Raw genomic sequence first — 18,090 nt, forward strand, 5'->3', positions numbered from 1 at the left:
CCGGGGGCGCAGTGCACCGGCGCCCGATCACACCGTTTGCCGGTCGTGCCCCGATCAGCAGGTTTACGCACCTGAGCGTCATGATCAGCCCCCTTCGCGCTGTATCGGGCACTTCACGAGGACTGTTTGGCTTGGCCCGGGTGCTGGATCACCACGCCCACCACCCGGCGATCCAAGCCACCCCTGTTCGCACGCAGCTCCGCTGGAGGGAATGTGACCACACCGGACACCGCCACCGGTTCCGCCGTCGACGAACCCGCCCCCGACCCGGCGGCCGACGGGCAGCTCACCAGCCTGAGCACCCGGGCGGCACGCCAGCTCAGCACGACCACCAAGTCCGAACCGCAGATGCAGGCCATCACCTCGCGATGGCTGCTGAAGTCGCTGCCGTGGGTGGACGTCAGGGGCGGCACCTACCGGGTCAACCGCCGCCTGACGCTGCGCACGGGCCGCGGCCGGGTGCACTTCGAGCAGAACGGCGCCGACGACATCCGGGTCGTCCCGGAGACGCTGACCGAGCTGCCGATCCTGCGCGGCTACCCCGACGGGGAGGTGCTGCGGGAGATCGCCGGCCGCTTCCAGCCCCGGGAGGTGCGCGCCGGGCAGGTGCTGTTCGAGGCCGGACAGCCCGTGACGGAGGCCTACCTGGTCGTCCACGGCCGGTTCACCCGCTACACCGCCGGCAAGTACGGCGACGAGGAGATCACCGGGGTCGTCACCGACGGCGACCAGATGGGCGACGAGGCGGTCGGGCAGTCCGACCCGCTGTGGCTGACCTCGGTGCGGGCCGAGACCGCGGGGGTGGTGCTCGCGCTGCCCTGGGCCGTCGTGCAGGAGTTCACCGAGCGGGTGCCGTCCCTCGCCGCGCACTTGCGGGCCTATGTCGAGCGGCAGCAGCGGCCGATGAACCGCAAGGGCGAGGCCGAGGTGCCGGTGCAGGCCGGTCACGTCGGCGAACCGACCCTGCCCGGCGGCTTCGTGGACTACGAACTCGCCCCGCGCGAATACGAGTTGTCCCTCACCCAGACCGTGCTGCGGGTGCACACCCGGGTCGCCGACCTCTACAACCACCCGATGGACCAGACCCAGCAACAGCTCCGGCTCACGGTCGAGGAGATCCGCGAGCGCCAGGAGTGGGAGCTGGTCAACAACCGGGAGTTCGGGCTGCTGCACAACGTCGACTACGGCCAGCGGATCAGCACCTTCACCGGCCCGCCGGTGCCGGACGACATGGACGAGCTGCTGTCGATGCGCCGCAAGACCAAGGTGTTCCTCGCCCATCCCAAGGCGATCGCGGCGTTCTTCCGGCAGTGCAACCGGCGCGGTCTGGTGCCCGGCACCGCGAGCGTCGACGGACACGAGGTGCCGGCCTGGCGCGGGGTGCCCATCTTCCCGTGCAGCAAGATCCCGATCAGCGAGGACCACACCACCAGCATCATCGCGCTGCGCACCGGCGAGGCCGACCAGGGCGTGATCGGCCTCTACCAGACCGGCATCCCGGAGGAGTACCAGCCGGGGCTGAACGTCCGGTTCATGGGCATCGACTCGGCCGCGATCATCAGCTACCTCGTGACCGCCTACTACTCGATGGCGATCCTCGTGCCCGACGCGGCCGGGATCCTGGAGAACGTCCAGATCGGCCGGTTCCCCGAATGACCTCCGAGCGGACCACGAGTTCGCCCGCCCCCTCCTACACCCTGCCGGGGCCGCCGGACGTCGCCGCGAGCCTGCGCAGACCCCGCCGCACCGGGGCCGTCCCAGGACTGCACCACCAGCCGGCCGTGCCCGCCGACCCGGTGAAGGCGGCCGAGGTGGACCGCCGGCTGGAGACCTGGGCCCGTGGCCTGGATCTGTTCCCGGAGGCGTGGAAGGGGGACTTCTCCGGCTTCCAGTTCGGCCGGGCCGTCGTCCTGCAGCATCCGGGCGCGCTGGACCTGGACCGCCTCACGGCCGCCGGGAAACTGCTGCTCGCCGAGAACATCGTCGACTCCTGCTACTGCGAGGAGGACGAGGGCCGGGGCGCGGCGCGCCGCGGCCTCGGCGGCCGGCTGGTCATGGCCCAGTCCGCGCTCGACTCCTACCACGGCGTCCCGGAGCTGGAGGAGGAGTGGCGCCAGGGCATGCGGGCCGACGGTCCGCTGCGCTCGTACCACTTCGCCCTGGAGGACTTCGCCGGCTTCGCCACGCCCAGCCAGACCGACCGGTTCGTGCACGACATCGCCCGGCTGCACCTGGGCTACCTCGCGGAGGCCGCCTGGGCGGAGACGCGGTACATGCCGAGGGTCTGGGAGTACCTGGTGATGCGGCAGTTCAACAACTTCCGGCCCTGTCTGTCGATCGTCGACGCCGTGGACGGCTACGAGCTGCCCGAGCAGATCTACGCCCGGCCCGAGATCCAGCGGATCACGGCCCTCGCCTGCAACGCCACCACGATCGTCAACGACCTGTACTCCTTCACCAAGGAACTGGCCGGCGATCCCGGCCATCTGAACCTGCCGCAGGTCGTCGCCGCCAACGAGCGGCGCGGGCTGAAGGCCGCCTATCTGAAGTCCGTCGAGATCCACAACCGGATCATGGCGGCCTTCGAGGAGGAGTCGGCGCTGCTGTCGGCCACCTCGCCCCTGGTGGAGCGCTACGCCCGGGGGCTCGCCGCCTGGGTGTCCGGCAACCACGAGTGGCACGCGACCAACACCCACCGCTACCACCTGCCCGACTACTGGTGACCGCCCTGACCCGAAACACCGTCACATGCACGACGAACACCGCCACATGCGCGAGGAGCCACCTTTGACCACCGCCCCCGTCGCCCGGACCACCTCCGCTGCGATCCCGTCCCAGTCCGTCTACCAGAGCCGGGTCGCGGACTACTGGAACGCCGAGGAGAACCCGGTCAACCTCGAACTCGGCAAGATCGACGACCTGTACCACCATCACTACGGCATCGGAGAGGCCGACCGGTCGGTGCTCGACGAGCCCGATCCGGACCGGCGCCGGGAACGCGTCACCGCCGAGCTGCACCGCCTGGAACACGCCCAGGCCGAGCTGCTCGCCGCGCATCTCGGCCCGCTGGCCCCCGCCGACCGGGTCTTCGACGCCGGCTGCGGCCGGGGCGGCGGCAGTGTCGTGGCGCATCTGCGGTACGGCTGCCACGCCGACGGGGTCACCATCTCCGCCAAACAGGCCGAGTTCGCGAACGAGCAGGCCCGCGCCCGGGGCATCGACGACAAGGTGCGCTACCACCACCGCAACATGCTCGACACCGGCTTCGAGACCGGCGCGTACGCGGCCTCCTGGAACAACGAGTCCACCATGTACGTCGAGCTGGACCTGCTGTTCGCCGAGCACGCCCGGCTGCTGCGCCGCGGCGGACGCTACGTGGTGATCACCGGCTGCTACAACGACACCTACGGCCGGGCCTCGCGCGAGGTGTCGCTCATCAACGCCCACTACATCTGCGACATCCACCCGCGCTCGGAGTACTTCAAGGCGATGGCCCGCAACCGCCTGGTGCCGGTGCACGTCGAGGACCTGACCGAGGCCACGATCCCCTACTGGGACCTGCGCAGGGAGGCCGACCATCTGGTGACGGGCATCGAGGACACCTTCCTGGACGCCTACCGCAACGGCAGCTTCCAGTACCTGCTGATCGCGGCCGACCGGGTCTGAGCCCGGCCTGCCGGCGGAAATTCCGTCGACAGCGAGGGCGCCGAGGCGCTGGGATGGGCCGCCATGAGCGCCCACGACAGCCCCACTCCGCCGAGGATGCACGCGGACGAGATCGACCTCGACGCCCCGCTGGTCCAGCGCCTGGTCGCCCGCCGGTTCCCGCAGTGGGCGGCGCTGCCGGTACGCCGGCTGCCGTCCTCCGGGACCGAGAACGCCATGTTCCGGCTGGGCACCGAGCTGCTGGTACGGCTGCCCCGGCGGCCCGGCGCCGTACCGGACGTGAAGCTGGAGCAGCGCTGGCTGCCCCGGCTCGGGCCGCTGCTGCCGGTCGCCGTGCCCGAACCGGTGGGCATCGGCGCGCCGGACGAGGGTTATCCGTGGCCGTGGTCCGTCTACCGCTGGCTTCGGGGGCGCAATCCGGTGGCGGGCGCCGTGCGGGAGCCGGAACGGCTCGCCGAGGACCTGGCGGCGTTCGTGCGCGCGCTGCGCCGGATCGACCCGCAGGACGGACCGCCCGGTTACCGGGGTGGTCGGCTGCGGGACCGGGACGAGTCCACCCGGGCGGCCGTCGCCGAGCTGGGCGCACGGGTCGACGCCGGCGCGGTCACGGCGCTGTGGGAGGAGTCCCTGCGGGCCCCGGAGCACGCGGGGCCGCCGGTGTGGGCCCACGGGGACCTCTCCCCCGGGAACGTGCTGGTCGACGCGGGCCGGCTGAGCGCGGTCCTCGACTTCGGCTGTGCGGGGGTGGGGGACCCTGCCGTGGATCTGATCGTGGCCTGGAACCTGCTGCCCGCCGCCGTCCGGGACACCTTCCGCAAGGCCGTCGGCGCCGACGACGCCGAGTGGGCCCGGGGGCGGGGCTGGGCGCTGTCGATCTCCCTGATCGCGCTGCCGTACTACTGGGACACCAACCCGGCCCTGGCGGAGAACTCCCGGCATGTGATCACCGAGATCCTCGCCGAGACCGGGTGACGGTCGCGGTCCGACGGGGGTCCGCTACTCGCCCGCGTACGCCTTGTCCAGCGCGGCGACGTCGAGCTTGCCCATGCCCATCATGGCCTTCATGGCGCGGTCGACCTTCTCCGGGTCGGGGTCGTGGAGGATCTCGGGCATCCGGTCGTAGACGACCTGCCAGGAGACCCCGAACCTGTCCTTGAGCCAGCCGCAGGGGCCGCCCTCGCCGCCGTTCTCGGTGAGCTTGGCCCAGTAGTGGTCGATCTCCGCCTGGTCGGCGCACAGGATCTGGAAGGAGATGGCCTCGTTGAACTTGAACTGGGGGCCGCCGTTGAGCGCGACGAACTTCTGGCCGTTGGCCGTGAACTCGACGGTCAGCACGGAGCCGGTCTCGCCGGGGGCGGAGTCGGTGCAGCGGCTGACCCGGCCGAGGCTGGAGTTCTTGAAGACCGACACGTAGAACTCGGCGGCCTCCTCGGCCTGGCCGTCGAACCAGAGACAGGTGGAGAATCCGTCGGTGGTCATGGGTACCTCCTTGGCGGGGGAACGCGGTCTCCAGTGTCGACCTGTCCTCGCGGCCGAACTCATCGGCCGCGCCACCGAAATAATCCGGGCGGGTGAACGGCGCACCCGCCTAGCATCCCGATCATGACCTCCACACCTGCCGAACGCATCGAGCCCTTCCGGCTGTCGGTACCGCAGAGCGACCTCGACGACCTGCACGACCGGCTCGACCGCACCCGCTGGCCGGCCGAGCTGCCGGGAGCCGGCTGGGAGTACGGCGTCCCGGCCGGCTATCTGCGGGAGCTGGTCCGGTACTGGCGGCACGAGTACGACTGGCGGGCCGCCGAGGCCGAGCTGAACCGGTGGCCGCAGTTCACCACCACGATCGACGGAGCCAAGGTCCACTTCGCCCACGTCCGCTCCCCGGAGCCCGATGCCACGCCGCTGGTGATCACCCATGGCTGGCCGGGCTCGATCGCGGAGTTCCTGGACGTGGTCGGCCCCCTCACCGACCCGGTGGCCCACGGCGGCGACGCGGCGGACGCCTTCCATGTCGTCGTGCCGGGCATCCCCGGCTTCGGGCTGTCCGGGCCCACCACCGAGCGGGGCTGGGAGGCGCGCCGGGTGGCCGACGCCTGGGCGGAACTGATGCGGCGGCTCGGCTACGCGCGGTTCGGGCTGCAGGGCGGCGACTGGGGCGCGGCGATCTCGCGCGAGCTGGGGCGCGTGCATCCGGAGCGGGTGATCGGCGTCCACCTCAATCTGCTGCCGGGCGCGCAGGCGGCCACCGAGCCGACCGAGGAGGAGCTGGCCGCGCTCGGTCCCGAGGAGCGGGAGCGGACCCTGCGGTCCTGGCGCCGCTGGGACGCGTGGTCGCGGGACGGCGCCGGGTACGCGAGCCTGCAGTCCACCCGTCCGCACACCCTCGGCTACGCCCTGACGGACTCGCCCGTCGGCCAACTCGCCTGGATCGTCGAGAAGTTCCGGGAGTGGACGGACTGCGAGGAACTGCCGGAGGAGGCGGTGGACCGGGACCGGCTGCTGACCAACGTGATGCTGTACTGGCTGACCGGTACGGCCGGTTCGTCCGCCCGTATCTACTACGAGCGGGCCCACGTCACCGGCGACCGGGCGTGGCAGCCGGCCGAGCCGTCGACGGCGCCGACCGCGGTGGCGGTGTTCCCGGCCGACCCCCAGATCCCGCTGCGGCACAAGGCGGAGCGGACCGAGAACCTCGTGCGCTGGACGGAGTTCGACCGGGGCGGCCACTTCGCGGCCCTGGAGGAGCCGGACCTGCTGATCGACGACGTCCGGGCGTTCTTCCGGCAGCTCCGCGAGAAGTGACCCGGCCGCCGCCGGGTCAGGCGGCCAGGCAGAGGCCGTTGTAGGGGCGGTGCGGCGCGGCGGCCGGCCGGTGCTGCGCGCCTGTGCGCCTGGTCAGCTCGCCGTGTGCCAGTGAGAGCAGGTCGCCGAGGCCCAGGCCGAGGGCGTGCGCCGCGGCGGCGAGGACCTCCGAGGAGGCCTCTTTGCGGCCGCGCTCGATCTCGGACAGGTAGGGCAGCGAGATCCTGGCCGCGTCGGCCACGTCCTTGAGGGTGCGGTCCTGTGCCCGCCGCTCACGGCGCAGCACCTCGCCGACCAGATCGCGCCACAGCGGCTCCTTGTCCACCGCGGGCTCGGCCCCGGGCTTCGCGGGTCGGGCCGGCGCCGGTCGCAGGGGGATCACTCGGGCTTCGTCGCTCACCTGGTTGCTCATCCCCGTCAGCCTAGGAGCCGGAGGCCGTGGGGCAAGGGCCCGGCATTGCGCCCTGAGGGGAAACGGGCCTTCCGGGCGGGCGCCGGCCGGTTCCCGGATCGTCATCGGGTGTGCATGCGTGGCGTGACGGGGGGTACCCGCCCGGTGAGCGGCACCCGCCGGTACGCATGAAACGCCGGGTTATGGGTAAAGCAGACAAACATCAGCGAATACCCGCATATAGGATGTCGAGGCAGACTCAGCACCGTGACTTTCGTGGGAGAGGTAATGAATACCGCCGGGATCCGGTCGGACGCAGAAGTCTCCGAGAGCACCGCGCAGGGCAGGACGGGCGAGGGAGCGGTATCAGTGCCTGGCATCGCGGACCCTGCGTCCGTCGCACCACGTGACGCACGCGAGCTGTCCCGTCAGTTCTTCCGCCGGCTGACCGAGCTGGAGGAGGGCACGCACGAGTACCAGTACGCGCGCAACACCCTCATCGAGATGAACATGTCGCTGGTGCGGTTCGCGGCCGGGCGGTTCCGGGGCCGCGGCGACGACATGGAGGACATCGTCCAGACCGGCATGATCGGCCTGATCAAGGCCATCGACCGGTTCGAGCTGGCCCGCGAGGTGGAGTTCACCTCCTTCGCGCTGCCGTACATCGTCGGTGAGATCAAGCGGTTCTTCCGGGACACCACCTGGGCGGTCCACGTGCCACGCCGGCTCCAGGAGCTGCGGGTGGAGCTGGCCAAGGCGCGCGAGGAGCTGTCCAGCCGGCTGGACCGGGACCCGACGGTGGCCGAGCTGGCGACCCTGATGAACATCTCCGAGCAGGAGGTGGTCGAGGCCCAGCTCGCCTCCAACGGGTACAACTCCGCGTCCCTGGACGCCGCGCTCACCGGCGACGGCCCGGAGGACGGCGAGGCGGTGCTCGCCGACTTCATCGGCGTGGAGGAGGAGGGGCTGCGGCTCGTCGAGGACTTCCAGGCGCTCGCCCCGCTGATGGCGGAGCTGAGCGAACGGGACCGGCAGATCATCCATCTGCGGTTCGTCGAGGAGGCCACCCAGGCGCAGATCGGGGAACGGCTCGGCTGCTCCCAGATGCATGTGTCCCGGCTGATCAAGCGGATCATCACCCGGCTGCGCGAGGGGATGCTCGGCGAACTCGACCGCGTCTGAGACGGCGCCCTGGTCCGGTTCAGCGGTTCAGCTCGAAGCGGGCGCGTACCCGCTTGCCCACGGGTACGCGCTCCGCGACGACCTCCGAGGCCAGGGCGTACACGATCTCCATACCGTGCCGGCCGACGCGCTCGGGGTCCCTCGGGTATCTGCGGGGCAGGGCGGCGCTGCTGTCGTAGACGCCCACCGTGACGGCGCTGTCCGTGCCTTCCAGTTCCAGGATGTAGGGGCCGTTGCTGTGCCGGTCGGCGTTGGTGACGAGTTCTGTCACGACGAGCAGCAGCTCACCACAGGCGCGGCGGTCGGCGACTGCGCACCACTCGGTGCGCAACTGCTCCAGAAACCGGGCGGCGAAGGCGCGCGCCTCGGCGATGCATCCGGGTTCGCCGGTGTAGTGGGCCGCGCGCCACAGTGGCTCCACGGGTACGTCGAAGCCAGTCGGTATCACTGCCCCGCCCAGGTGCTTGGTCATGCTGTCTCTCTCGGAAAGCCCGGCCCGGCCGGTCGCCTGTTGCACCTGTCCTCGTACCCCGTGCCGGGCGCGGCAGTCCCCCGGGCGTTCGCCCCACCGCGCACAGTGGCGATGGTCACGCCGCCGGAAGCCGCGACCGCTCACTGAGCAGGTGAGCCCTGCGGCTCCGGCTGCGTGGGCGTGATCGCCCCCGACTCGCCGGGCGTCTGAGTGGTCGCCGGGCCCGGAGCGGAACTCTCCGAGGACACCTGAGCGGTGCCGGTCGTCTGCTGCTCCGACGTCTTCTCGCTCGTGGTCTGGGCCGACGGAGAGCCCGCGGACGGCGACGCCGGCTCGGCGGAGGACGGCTTGGTCGACGACGACTGCGACTGCGACGACTGGGATTCGGACGACTTCGGTTCCGACGGCTTCGATTCCGAGGGTGACTTCGATTCCGAAGGCGAGGACTCGGACGACGACGGGGACGAGGGCGAGGACGAGGAGGGCGAAGAGGACGAGGAGGACTTCGACGGGGACGGCGACGAGGACGACGCCGACGGGCTGGGCCGGCCCGGTGTGGACGGGCAGTTCTTCGAGCCGGGCGGGCACGTCGGGGACGGAGGCCGGGGCGGGTTCCAGGGATTCGGCAGCTTCGGCGGCTCGGCGTGCTCGTCGTGCCGGCCGTACTGGTCACCGCGCTCACGCTGGATCCACTCCTTGTGGTGGCTGTCGTAGAGCACGAAGACGTTGACGACCGTCGGCGCCGGCGTCACCACGACCACGTTCGAGGGCCGGTACGACGGCCAGGGGTGGCCCACCAGCTTCGGCGTGCTCTTCTGCGCGACCGGCGGGTTCAGCGGGTTGCCGCAGGCGCAGCGCACGCGGGGGACGCCGTGGCTGTCCACCAGCACGGCGGTGCCCGCCTGGAGGACCGACTGGTAGCTGGTGGCGGCCCCGTCGCGGTAGCCGTGGTTGGTGACCCGGGTGTCCACGCGCAGCTGAACCGGGGTCAGCGAGCGCAGATAGGCGGGTACGCCGGAGGGCTGGACGCCGGCCACGGAGGCGAAGGCCTTCTCCTTGCCCTGGTCGGCCTGCAGGTACTTGACCTGCTTCTCGACGTCGCAGGCGGGAGTGCGACGGGTGCCGCCGTACAGGCCGGGCGCTCCGCCGTCGACTCCCTGCAGCGTGTTGGCGGTGCCGGTGGGAGCGGCGGAGGCGGAGGGCGGGGGCGGGGCGGAGCTCTGCTTCGCGGTGGATTCCGTGAACGGGTCCTGACCACTGCTGTTCGCGGACTGCAGGAAGACCTCGCCGCCCTTGCCGGAGCCGCCCGGCCGGGTGAAGACCACCGCGAGGACCACGGCGGCGACGACGGCGGCGCTGATGGCCGCCACCCGCGGCACGGACTTCCACCACGGCCCGTGGGGTCCCTGGGCTCCGCCGCCACCCGGCGGTTGGGAGGGCGGGGGCCCGGACGGGGGCCGGGAGGAACCCGACAGCGGGCCGGAGGGCGGCCCGGTCGGACGGCCCGAGGACGGAGGTTCGGCGCTCACGAGCACTTCTTCCCGTCGCGATCGTCGCGATACGCGGTGCGATACGCGGCTTTTATCGGTCAAGTCCCGTTTAGTGCATTTAGCTGCACGTTGACCCCATTGTGTGTCTCAGGACGGCGAGGCTCGCAAGCCGACGCGAACGGCCCACCCGGCGGGCGGGGTGCCCGGCCGCTGCATAGCGTGTCAACCGTGAGCGTTCCGTCCGTCTCCCAGCGGCCCGCCGCCCGTCACGGCTGGGCGCGGGCCGTGGCCACGGTGCTGACCGGGCTGGCCGTCATGGCGCTGGTGGCGGCGCTGGGACTGTGGGCGGCCGGAGCGGGTGACCTGCCGGACGGCGCGTTCCCGCGGGTGGTGGCCGCGACCCTGGTCACGGCGGTCGGCGGCAGCGTGGAACTCTCCGGCAACGCGGGCGCGCTGGCGCAGACCCGGGCGGGGGTCACCGTGATCCCGCTGTCGGTGACCCTGGTCGGCGCGCTGGTCATCGGCGGGGGCTTCCTGCGGCCGCTGCGGCACCGGGCGGTCGCCTCGGCCGGAGAACTGGCCGGCTGGGCCGCCCGGATCGGGGTGCTGTGGCTGCTCGCGCTGATCGGCCTCGCCCTCGGCGCCCGGCAGACCTTCGCGGTCGACGTGGGCAGCGGCACCCTCAGCGACCTGACCGGCCTGTTCGACGCCGCCCCCCGGGTCGGCTTCCGCACGGACGTGCCGCTGACGGTGCTGTTCGGCCTGCTGTGGCTGGCCGGGGTGCTGGTGCTCGCGCTGCTGGTCGCGCGCGGGGCGCCGCTGCCGGGGCGGCTGCTGCGGTTCCAGGAGTCGGTGCGCCCGGCGGCGCACGCGATGGTGGTGCTGCTCCTCGCGTACGTCGTCATCGGCCTGGTCGCCGCCCTGATCGCGGCGGCCACCCGGGGGCACGCCCCGGCGACCTTCGCCCTGATCCTGCTCGGCCTGCCCAATCTGGCCTGGCCGGCTCTCACCATCGGTATGGGAGCGACCTGGAACGGCCGCGTGGACGGGCCGTTCGGACTGCCGGTGCCGCACGTCCTGGACGTCATCCTGCGCACCCCGGACGTCTCCGCGCTGAACCTCGGCTCGCTCACCGACTACGACGGCCGGTGGTGGTGGCTGGTGGCCGTGGACGCGATCCTGCTGCTTGCCGTGGCCTTCCGGATGGCAGCGAGCTCACCGGCTCGGATCCGCCTGTGGCAGCACGCCGTCCACCTGGCGGTGGCGCTGGCGCTGACGGTGCTGATGATCTGCCTGACGGGCCGTATCTCGGCGCACTACGGGCTCTCCCTGCTCGGCATCGGCGACCTCGGCGGCGGGCTGTCCGGGGAACTGTTCCTCAGGCCCCAACTGTGGGGGGCGGTGGGCCTGGGCGCGCTGTGGGGGCTGGCCGCCGGGTTCCTGGGCGGCCTGCTGGCCCGGCGGGTGCGGCGGCGGGGCGAGGTGGGCGGGCCGGGCGAGTGATCCACCTGGTCGGCGGCCGGATCACCGAGGGCTTCCGGCCGGAGGCGGCACGGTGGGCGGTCTCAGGCGGGGTTCCGCGCTGTCTCGTCCGCCCGGTACACCGGGTCCGCCCAGTGCGGCGGGCTCGGAGGCTCGGCCGCCACCGTGTGGTCCGTCTGCGTGTGGGGCTGGTGCGCCGGGCGGACGCCGGCCGGGCCCGCGCCGGTCGCCATGGTGGCGCGCAGGGCGGCGACGAAGGCGAGGCAGGTGTCGTAACGGGCGTCGGGGTTCTTGGCCAGGGCCTTGGCGAAGACCGGGTCCACCGCGGGGTCGAGTCCGGGGCGGGCCTCGCTCGGCGGGGGCGGCTCGTCGTACTGGTGGGCCCAGAGCAGCGCCATGTCGTCGTCGCGCAGGAACGGGGGCCGACCCGCGAGGCTCTCGTAGACGACGCAGGCCAGTCCGTAGACATCGCAGCGGCCGTCGACCGGGCGGCCGGAGATCTGCTCCGGGGCCACGTAGTCGAGGGTGCCGACGAACTGGCCGACGCTGGTGAAGCCGGTCAGAGACAGCGACTTCTTGGTGAGTCCGAAGTCGGTGAGGTAGACGTGCTCGGGGTGGTCGGTGTCGATGCCCTCGGCGACCAGGATGTTGCCGGGTTTGACGTCCCGGTGCACCAGTCCGTGCTCGTGGGCGGCGTCGAGAGCGGACGCCACCTGCGCGGCGATCCGCACGGCATCGGGCAACGGCAGCGGTCCGTGCAGGTCGAGGACGTGGCGCAGGTCGCTGCCGGAGACGTGCCGCATGGCGATGTAGAGCACCCCGTCGGTCTCGCCGGCCTCGAAGACCGGGACGATGTGCGGGTGGTCGATCGCCGCGGCCACCTGGGACTCATGGGTGAAGCGCTTGCGGAAGGTGTCGTTGCGGGCGAGTTCGGGGGCGAGCAGCTTGAGGGCGACCGTGCGGTCCAGGCGCAGGTCGCGGGCGCGGTAGACGACGGCCATGCCGCCGCGCCCGATCTCGCTCTCGATGCGGTAGCTCGCGATTCTCCGGCCGATCAGCTCCGAGGGCCGGCCGGAGAACAGGCTGGTCTCGCCCGCCATCAGCGCTCACCCTCGGGCGCGACGAGCCGGGTCGGGGCGTGCCCGGCGGCGTCCTCGCCGGTGACCTCGCGGTCGGTGGCGTAGGTGCTGAGCCGCCGTCCGTCGCCGTACACCCAGCGGCCCTCCTCGGGGTCGTACAGCCACATGGACTCGCCGTCGACGACGATCCCGAGCCTGAGGCCCCGGGTGCGGTCCTCGAAGTCCTCGCCGTCCAGGGTGCCGGCGGCCAGCTCCTCCACCGCGGACCGGTAGTCGGCCAGGGCCTGTTCGGCACGGGTCAGCAGCGGCCGCGGATCGGCGGTGCCGGCCGGTCCGCCGGCGGCGGGCGGGTCCTCGGGTACGGCGACGAGCCGGCGGCCGTCCACCCAGGCGGCCCAGCCGTTGGCGCAGCGGATGTATCCCCAGTCGCCGCGCCGCTCCACGAGCTCGACCGGCAGCAGCGGGTCGAGGGGCACGGTGGGCCGGGCCGGGTCGGGGGACTCCCAGGCGGGCATGCCGCGCCGCGGCACGACGTGCGTGGGCTGGAATCCGGTACTGGCCGCTCTGCTCATCGGGGCGCCTGCTTCCGCGTGTGTGCCATCGCGTTCGCCTACTTCCGCATCACGGCGGGCTCGTGCCGGCGCAGCAGCCGGGCGACCATGAGCCCGTAGAGGACGGAGAGCACCACCAGCATGGCCATATCGAGCAGCCAGACGCCCGTCGAGTGCCGGAAGAGGGGGTCGGCGGTCAGCTTGCCCGGGACGATCCGGGACAGCCCGACCGTGCCGGCCATGGCGCCGAGCGCCCAGCGGGAGGGCACCAGCCAGGACAGCTGCTCCAAGCCCGGCACACCGTTGAGCGGGAGCAGGGCACCGCAGAAGACGACCTGGACGATGGCGAGCAGCACCAGCAGCGGCATCGTCACCTCCTCCTTGCGCACCAGCGCGGAGACCAGCAGGCCGAGCATCATCGCGGTGAACGCGAGGAAGGCGGCGGCCAGGGCGATCTCGACGAGCGGCGGCAGCAGGACGCCACGGCCGCCGGGGGTGTTCAGGTCGACGCCGAGCAGGGCGACCAGGGTGAGGACGACGGCCTGGACGACGCTGATCGTGCCGAGTACCACGATCTTGGACATCAGATAGGCCGAACGGGGCAGGCCGACGGCGCGTTCGCGTTGATAGACGACGCGTTCCTTGACGAGTTCGCGCACCGCGTTGGCGGCACCGGTCAGCACGGCGCCGACGCACAGGATCAGCAGCGCGTTCATCGCGGTGTCCCGGGCGAGCCGGCCGCCGGCCAGGGCGCGGGCCATGGCGCCCATGATGAACGGCAGCGCGATCATGACGAGCAGGAAGGTGCGGTCGGAGCCGAGGACGGCCGCGTAACGGCGGACCAGGGTGCCGAGTTGGGCGCCCCAGCCGCGCGGGCGGGGCGGTGGTGCCGGGGAGACGGGGGCCGGGCCCGGATGGTGGGGCTGGGTGGTGGACTCGGCGACGTAGTGCCGGTGGAACGGCGACTCGCGGTACTCCCGGGCCCAGTCGCGTTCCGGGTCGCGGTCGAAGGCCTCGAAGGCCTCCGGCCACTGTTCGAAGCCGAAGAAGGCGAGGGCGTCGTCGGGCGGCCCGTAGTAGGCCACCTTGCCGCCCGGGGCGAGCACCAGGAGGCGGTCGCAGACGCCGAGGCTGAGGACGCTGTGGGTGACCACGACGACGGTGCGGCCGTCGTCGGCGAGGCCGCGCAGCATGTTCATCACCGACCGGTCCATGCCGGGGTCGAGGCCGGAGGTCGGCTCGTCCAGGAAGAGCAGCGAGGGTTTGGTGAGCAGCTCCAGGGCCACGCTCACGCGCTTGCGCTGTCCGCCGGAGAGGCTGTGCACGGGCTGGTCGGCGCGCTGTTCGAGGCCTAGCTCCCCGATCACCTCGTCCACCCGGGCCCGCCGCTCGGACGCGGCGGTGTCCTCGGGGAAGCGCAGTTCGGCGGCGTAGGTCAGGGCGGCACGCACGGTGAGCTGGGGGTGCAGGATGTCGTCCTGCGGGACCAGTCCGATGCGCTGACGCAGTTCGGCGAAGTCGCGGTAGAGGTCGCGGCCGTCGTACAGGACGGTGCCGCGGTCGGCGGGCCGCTGCCCGGTCAGCGCGTTCAGCAGCGTGGACTTGCCGGCGCCGCTCGGTCCGACCACCGCGAGCAGGCACTTCTCGCCCACCGGGAAGGACACCCGGTCGAGGAGCACCTTGCGTCCGCCGTCCACGGCGACGGTGAGGTCCTGGGCGTCGAGGGAGATCTCGCCGGTGTCGACGTACTCCTGGAGTTCGTCGCCGACCAGGCAGAACGCGGAGTGGCCGATGCCGACGATGTCGCCGGGCACCATGGGCGCGCGGGTGACGGGCCGGCCGTTGAGGTAGGTGCGGTTGTGGCTGCCGAGGTCGACGATCTCGTACGTGCCGTCGCCGTGGGCGCGCAGTTCGGCGTGGCGGCGGGAGACGACCAGGTCGTCCACCACCAGGTCGTTGTCGGCGGCCCGGCCGATGCGGATCGAGCGCGCGGGCAGCGGACGGACACTGCTGGGCCGGCGGAAGGTGCCGGTCAGCTGGGGAAGCGACACCGCGGAAGGGCGGTCGGGGGCGGGCCGCGGGGCATCGGCGAGGACCGCGCGGGGGCCGTCGGTGGGATTGCCGAAGCGGATCACGCTGCCGGGGCGTACGCCCCACTCGCTGATCCTGCGGCCGTCGGCGTAGGTGCCGTTGGTGCTGTGCCGGTCCGTCAGGGTCCAGTGGTCGTGCCGGCAGCGCAGCACGGCGTGGTGCCACGAGACCCGGGCATCGTCGAGGACGATGTCGCTCAAGGGGTCACGTCCGACGTGGTAGTCGTGGCCCGGGCTCATGACCGTGGAGCCCGTGTCGGTCTCCAGGACGAGTTCGGGCGCCGTCGGGGCGATGGGCCGCTCCGCCATGGCCAGAATTCTACCGATTCGTCCACATACGCGCCCGGAGTCGAGGGGCGATGCCGGCGGCGGACAGGTGTCAGGCGACGGGCACGACGAGCGCCGGCAGGGTGCGCTGCATGCGCAGCGCGTCGACGGACTCGGCGAGCAGTTCGTACTCGGTGGTGTCGTCACTGGCGGCGATCCGCACCAGCCGTCCGCCGGCCAGCTCGTCGGCCACCAGCTCCTGCCGGACGTCGTCGGCGCACCAGGCGCGCAGCAGGGCGGGCACGTCGGGCACCGTGTCCGCGACCGGCACCAGCGCGCCCACCGGGAAGGCGGAGTCCTGCGGGCTCGGGTCCAGCCGCTCGGCGATCCAGGACGCGCGGTCGCGCAGCCACCACATGGCCAGGGCCAGCGTGGGCGCGCGATAGGTACCGAGCGGCACCCCCACGCGCCGGCCGTCGCACATGCCGTACGCCGTGACATGGCACAGGAATTCGTCGTGCACGTCTCACTCCCCCGTCGCCTCGCCGGTTGCGCCCGGCCCGGCCTCGCTCTCCGTGCGGCTGCTGTGCGGTGAAGTGCCCCTGATGTCGAGTATCGCCACTCCCGAAACACAGTCACCACGACTTTCCGGCCAGTCTCTTGGCATATTCACCGCCGGTTCTGGCCGGAACGCAGCGGCGTGTTCGCACCCCGGGCATTACCAGGCAGGTAATCGACCCGCCCCTCGGTGCTCCGGCATGGTGGTCACACCGGATCGGCGAAGCCCCGGATCCGGCTCTGACCAGCACTTACCAGCAGTCACGACCTCGATGGAGGCTGATTCACCATGTCCGTGAACACCGACCGTTACGAGAGCGCCGTCGCCCGTTACTTCGAGGCCTGGAACGCCACCGAGCCGGAGGCGCTGAAGAAGGCGGTCGCCGCCGCCTGGACCGCCGACGGCGGCTACACCGACCCGCTCGCCGACGTCCGCGGTCACGAGGCCGTCGCGGCCGTGATCGCGGCGGCGCACGAGCAGTTCCCCGGGTTCCTCTTCCGCCCGCTCGGTGCGGTGGACGGACACCACGACACCGCGCGCTTCGGCTGGGAGCTCGTGAACCAGGCCGACAGCTCGGCGCCGGTGGCCGGGTTCGACGTCGTCACGCTGGACGACGAGGGCCGGATCCGGCAGGTGCTGGGCTTTCTGGACCGGGTGCCGGCCGGTGCCTGACACCGCCTGGCCGCGATGAGTTCCACCGCGCGCGGCGGTCTGCCCCGGTGAACGACGACCCGGCAGAGCTCGGCGCGCGCGGAGCAGGACGGAGGAGCATCATGCGGACGAGCGGTCCGGTGGACGTGGAGTTCACCACGGTCCTGGAGAAGAGCCCGCAGACCGGCGGCTGGACCTATGTGGTCTGGCCGCGCTCGGCAGAGCTCTTCGGCACGCGCGGCCTGGTGAAGGTGCGCGGCGCGGTCGACGGGCACCCGTTCCGGAGCTCGTTCATGGCCCTGGGCGACGGCCGGCACAAGCTCCCCGTGCAGGCCGGCATCCGCAAGGCGATCGGCAAGCGGGAGGGCGACACCGTGACCGTACGCCTGGCGGAGCGGCTCAGCTGACGACCGACTCCCGGTAGCGGCGGGGTGCGACGCCGACCGTGCGCTTGAAGGCGTTGCTGAAGGCGCTCTCGGAGCCGTAGCCGACCGAGCGGGCCACTTCCGCCACCGGCACCGAGTCCTGCCTGAGGGCACGGGCGGCCAGGCTCATCCGCCAATTCTGCAGATAGGTCAGCGGCGGCACCCCCGCGGCCTCCCGGAAGCGCACGGCGAAGGTGGTGCGGGACATCGCGGCGGCGCGCGCGAGCTCCTCCAGTTGCCAGGGGTGCGCCGGGTCGGCGTGCATCAGGCGCAGGGCGGGGGCCAGGCGCTCGTCGGCCAGCGCCCGCAGCCAGCCGGCCGGCAGGCCCGCGGCCTCGCTCAGGCACGCCCGCAGCACCTGCAGGAACATCAACTGGGCGAGGTGGTCCGAGGAGAAGGCGGAACCGGCCCGGCCCCCGGCCATCTCCCGCATCAGCTGGGCGGTGAGCCAGCGCAGCACCGGCGCCTCCGCCGCGGTGGAGCGCACGTGGATCAGCTCGGGCAGGGCCCGGCGCAGCAGGTCCCCGCCGTGCCGGCTGAGGTCGATGTGCCCGGAGACGCACACCACCTCCTCTCCCCCACCGAGCGCTCCCATGCGGGTGCGCGGGTCCACGGCGACCTGAGCCGGTTCGACGGGCTCCAGTCCGGGCTCGCTGCACAGCACGTACGGCCGCCGCCCGTCGGAGACGACGACATCGCCCTCGGACAGGGCGACGGGGTGGGCGCCGCCCTCGGCGACGAGCAGACAGCCGCCCCGCGCCACGACGTTCACCTTCAGCTTGTCGCGCCCGCGCAGCCGGATCGCCCAGCGCCCGCCGGCCGTGAAGCCCCCGGAGAACACGCCGCGCGCGTCCGCGACGGCGAGGGCGTCGGAGAGAGGATCGGTGGACATGCTCGAACTATCACGCAAGTAGTGCGCATTCTCAAGCATTCATCGTTCGGAACCACGGACCTACGGTGGTCTCACGGCTCATACCGAGGAG

The 18,090-nt window shown here is 72.2% G+C and carries 17 protein-coding genes and 1 pseudogene; 9 read left to right on the plus strand and 9 right to left on the minus strand.

Going from position 1 to position 18,090, the window contains the following annotated elements:
• Nucleotides 1-213 precede the first annotated feature (213 nt).
• The 4 genes from ACQPXS_RS06860 (at nucleotide 214) to ACQPXS_RS06875 (ending at nucleotide 4,638) form a co-directional block, all read left to right on the plus strand.
• Complete coding sequence (locus ACQPXS_RS06860; protein ID WP_365330512.1) at nucleotides 214-1,656, plus strand: family 2B encapsulin nanocompartment shell protein; 1,443 nt, start codon at nucleotides 214-216, stop codon at nucleotides 1,654-1,656.
• Complete coding sequence (locus ACQPXS_RS06865; protein WP_433447929.1) at nucleotides 1,653-2,723, plus strand: family 2 encapsulin nanocompartment cargo protein terpene cyclase; 1,071 nt, start codon at nucleotides 1,653-1,655, stop codon at nucleotides 2,721-2,723. The genes ACQPXS_RS06860 and ACQPXS_RS06865 overlap by 4 nt, the downstream gene beginning before the upstream one ends.
• Before the next feature lie 64 nt (nucleotides 2,724-2,787).
• On the plus strand, nucleotides 2,788-3,666 hold the full coding sequence (locus ACQPXS_RS06870; RefSeq protein ID WP_433447931.1) for a geranyl diphosphate 2-C-methyltransferase: 879 nt from the start codon (nucleotides 2,788-2,790) through the stop codon (nucleotides 3,664-3,666).
• Between the two features lie 63 nt (nucleotides 3,667-3,729).
• The gene (locus ACQPXS_RS06875) at nucleotides 3,730-4,638 is read left to right on the plus strand and encodes an aminoglycoside phosphotransferase family protein (RefSeq protein WP_433447933.1); all 909 of its coding nucleotides are present in this window, start codon (nucleotides 3,730-3,732) and stop codon (nucleotides 4,636-4,638) included.
• A gap of 24 nt (nucleotides 4,639-4,662) precedes the next feature.
• Here the strand turns inward: ACQPXS_RS06875 and ACQPXS_RS06880 are convergent, their stop codons facing one another.
• A complete protein-coding gene (locus tag ACQPXS_RS06880) occupies nucleotides 4,663-5,145 on the minus strand; it encodes a VOC family protein (RefSeq protein ID WP_433447935.1) in 483 nt (160 codons plus the stop codon).
• A gap of 123 nt (nucleotides 5,146-5,268) precedes the next feature.
• Here ACQPXS_RS06880 and ACQPXS_RS06885 point away from each other — a divergent pair, with 123 nt between their 5' ends.
• Nucleotides 5,269-6,468 (plus strand): epoxide hydrolase family protein, encoded by a 1,200-nt coding sequence (locus ACQPXS_RS06885; RefSeq protein WP_433447937.1) that lies wholly within the window; start codon nucleotides 5,269-5,271, stop codon nucleotides 6,466-6,468.
• Nucleotides 6,469-6,484: 16 nt separating this feature from the next.
• Here ACQPXS_RS06885 and ACQPXS_RS06890 read toward each other — a convergent pair whose 3' ends face one another.
• Nucleotides 6,485-6,880 carry a helix-turn-helix domain-containing protein gene (locus ACQPXS_RS06890; protein ID WP_366488193.1) on the minus strand — a complete coding sequence of 132 codons (396 nt, stop codon included), beginning with the start codon at nucleotides 6,878-6,880 and terminating at the stop codon, nucleotides 6,485-6,487.
• A 267-nt stretch (nucleotides 6,881-7,147) separates the two neighbouring features.
• Here ACQPXS_RS06890 and ACQPXS_RS06895 point away from each other — a divergent pair, with 267 nt between their 5' ends.
• Nucleotides 7,148-8,041, plus strand: a complete 894-nt coding sequence (locus ACQPXS_RS06895; RefSeq protein ID WP_433447940.1) for an RNA polymerase sigma factor SigF — start codon at nucleotides 7,148-7,150, stop codon at nucleotides 8,039-8,041.
• Between the two features lie 19 nt (nucleotides 8,042-8,060).
• Here the strand turns inward: ACQPXS_RS06895 and ACQPXS_RS06900 are convergent, their stop codons facing one another.
• Both ACQPXS_RS06900 and ACQPXS_RS06905 read right to left on the minus strand, forming a co-directional pair.
• Entirely contained in the window at nucleotides 8,061-8,513 is a 453-nt protein-coding gene (locus ACQPXS_RS06900) for an ATP-binding protein (protein ID WP_433447942.1), read from the minus strand.
• 350 nt (nucleotides 8,514-8,863) lie between these two features.
• Nucleotides 8,864-10,042: pseudogene (locus ACQPXS_RS06905) on the minus strand (DUF6777 domain-containing protein); the annotation flags it as partial.
• A 189-nt stretch (nucleotides 10,043-10,231) separates the two neighbouring features.
• On the opposite strand from ACQPXS_RS06905, the gene ACQPXS_RS06910 reads away from it, so the two are divergent.
• Nucleotides 10,232-11,506, plus strand: a complete 1,275-nt coding sequence (locus tag ACQPXS_RS06910) for a streptophobe family protein (RefSeq protein WP_390681499.1) — start codon at nucleotides 10,232-10,234, stop codon at nucleotides 11,504-11,506.
• 62 nt (nucleotides 11,507-11,568) lie between these two features.
• Here the strand turns inward: ACQPXS_RS06910 and ACQPXS_RS06915 are convergent, their stop codons facing one another.
• The 4 genes from ACQPXS_RS06915 to ACQPXS_RS06930 all read right to left on the minus strand — a co-directional run bounded on the left by ACQPXS_RS06915 (nucleotide 11,569) and on the right by ACQPXS_RS06930 (nucleotide 15,995).
• Entirely contained in the window at nucleotides 11,569-12,585 is a 1,017-nt protein-coding gene (locus ACQPXS_RS06915) for a serine/threonine-protein kinase (RefSeq protein ID WP_433447944.1), read from the minus strand.
• Complete coding sequence (locus ACQPXS_RS06920; RefSeq protein WP_433447947.1) at nucleotides 12,585-13,136, minus strand: hypothetical protein; 552 nt, start codon at nucleotides 13,134-13,136, stop codon at nucleotides 12,585-12,587. The genes ACQPXS_RS06915 and ACQPXS_RS06920 overlap by 1 nt, the downstream gene beginning before the upstream one ends.
• A 38-nt stretch (nucleotides 13,137-13,174) precedes the next feature.
• On the minus strand, nucleotides 13,175-15,514 hold the full coding sequence (locus tag ACQPXS_RS06925; protein ID WP_351808905.1) for an FHA domain-containing protein: 2,340 nt from the start codon (nucleotides 15,512-15,514) through the stop codon (nucleotides 13,175-13,177).
• A gap of 70 nt (nucleotides 15,515-15,584) precedes the next feature.
• A complete protein-coding gene (locus ACQPXS_RS06930) occupies nucleotides 15,585-15,995 on the minus strand; it encodes a hypothetical protein (protein WP_433447950.1) in 411 nt (136 codons plus the stop codon).
• Nucleotides 15,996-16,319: 324 nt separating this feature from the next.
• Here ACQPXS_RS06930 and ACQPXS_RS06935 point away from each other — a divergent pair, with 324 nt between their 5' ends.
• Both ACQPXS_RS06935 and ACQPXS_RS06940 read left to right on the plus strand, forming a co-directional pair.
• The gene (locus ACQPXS_RS06935; protein WP_433447952.1) at nucleotides 16,320-16,703 is read left to right on the plus strand and encodes a nuclear transport factor 2 family protein; all 384 of its coding nucleotides are present in this window, start codon (nucleotides 16,320-16,322) and stop codon (nucleotides 16,701-16,703) included.
• Between the two features lie 101 nt (nucleotides 16,704-16,804).
• Nucleotides 16,805-17,089 (plus strand): DUF1905 domain-containing protein, encoded by a 285-nt coding sequence (locus ACQPXS_RS06940; RefSeq protein WP_433447954.1) that lies wholly within the window; start codon nucleotides 16,805-16,807, stop codon nucleotides 17,087-17,089.
• Here ACQPXS_RS06940 and ACQPXS_RS06945 read toward each other — a convergent pair.
• Complete coding sequence (locus ACQPXS_RS06945) at nucleotides 17,082-17,999, minus strand: AraC family transcriptional regulator (RefSeq protein WP_433447956.1); 918 nt, start codon at nucleotides 17,997-17,999, stop codon at nucleotides 17,082-17,084. The genes ACQPXS_RS06940 and ACQPXS_RS06945 overlap by 8 nt on opposite strands.
• Between the last annotated feature and the right edge of the window lie 91 nt (nucleotides 18,000-18,090).

The organism is Streptomyces sp. CA-142005, assembly GCF_050942335.1.
GTDB lineage: Bacteria > Actinomycetota > Actinomycetes > Streptomycetales > Streptomycetaceae > Streptomyces.

Bases quoted from the DNA above. Each gene is read 5' to 3' on its own strand.
- ACQPXS_RS06865 (WP_433447929.1), top strand. From the start codon at position 1,653: ATGACCTCCGAGCGGACCACGAGTTCGCCCGCCCCCTCCTACACCCTG.
- ACQPXS_RS06885 (WP_433447937.1), top strand. From the start codon at position 5,269: ATGACCTCCACACCTGCCGAACGCATCGAGCCCTTCCGGCTGTCGGTA.
- ACQPXS_RS06925 (WP_351808905.1), bottom strand. From the start codon at position 15,514: ATGGCGGAGCGGCCCATCGCCCCGACGGCGCCCGAACTCGTCCTGGAG.
- ACQPXS_RS06900 (WP_433447942.1), bottom strand. From the start codon at position 8,513: ATGACCAAGCACCTGGGCGGGGCAGTGATACCGACTGGCTTCGACGTA.
- ACQPXS_RS06895 (WP_433447940.1), top strand. From the start codon at position 7,148: ATGAATACCGCCGGGATCCGGTCGGACGCAGAAGTCTCCGAGAGCACC.
- ACQPXS_RS06935 (WP_433447952.1), top strand. From the start codon at position 16,320: ATGTCCGTGAACACCGACCGTTACGAGAGCGCCGTCGCCCGTTACTTC.
- ACQPXS_RS06920 (WP_433447947.1), bottom strand. From the start codon at position 13,136: ATGAGCAGAGCGGCCAGTACCGGATTCCAGCCCACGCACGTCGTGCCG.
- ACQPXS_RS06945 (WP_433447956.1), bottom strand. From the start codon at position 17,999: ATGTCCACCGATCCTCTCTCCGACGCCCTCGCCGTCGCGGACGCGCGC.
- ACQPXS_RS06880 (WP_433447935.1), bottom strand. From the start codon at position 5,145: ATGACCACCGACGGATTCTCCACCTGTCTCTGGTTCGACGGCCAGGCC.
- ACQPXS_RS06875 (WP_433447933.1), top strand. From the start codon at position 3,730: ATGAGCGCCCACGACAGCCCCACTCCGCCGAGGATGCACGCGGACGAG.
- ACQPXS_RS06890 (WP_366488193.1), bottom strand. From the start codon at position 6,880: ATGAGCAACCAGGTGAGCGACGAAGCCCGAGTGATCCCCCTGCGACCG.
- ACQPXS_RS06940 (WP_433447954.1), top strand. From the start codon at position 16,805: ATGCGGACGAGCGGTCCGGTGGACGTGGAGTTCACCACGGTCCTGGAG.
- ACQPXS_RS06915 (WP_433447944.1), bottom strand. From the start codon at position 12,585: ATGGCGGGCGAGACCAGCCTGTTCTCCGGCCGGCCCTCGGAGCTGATC.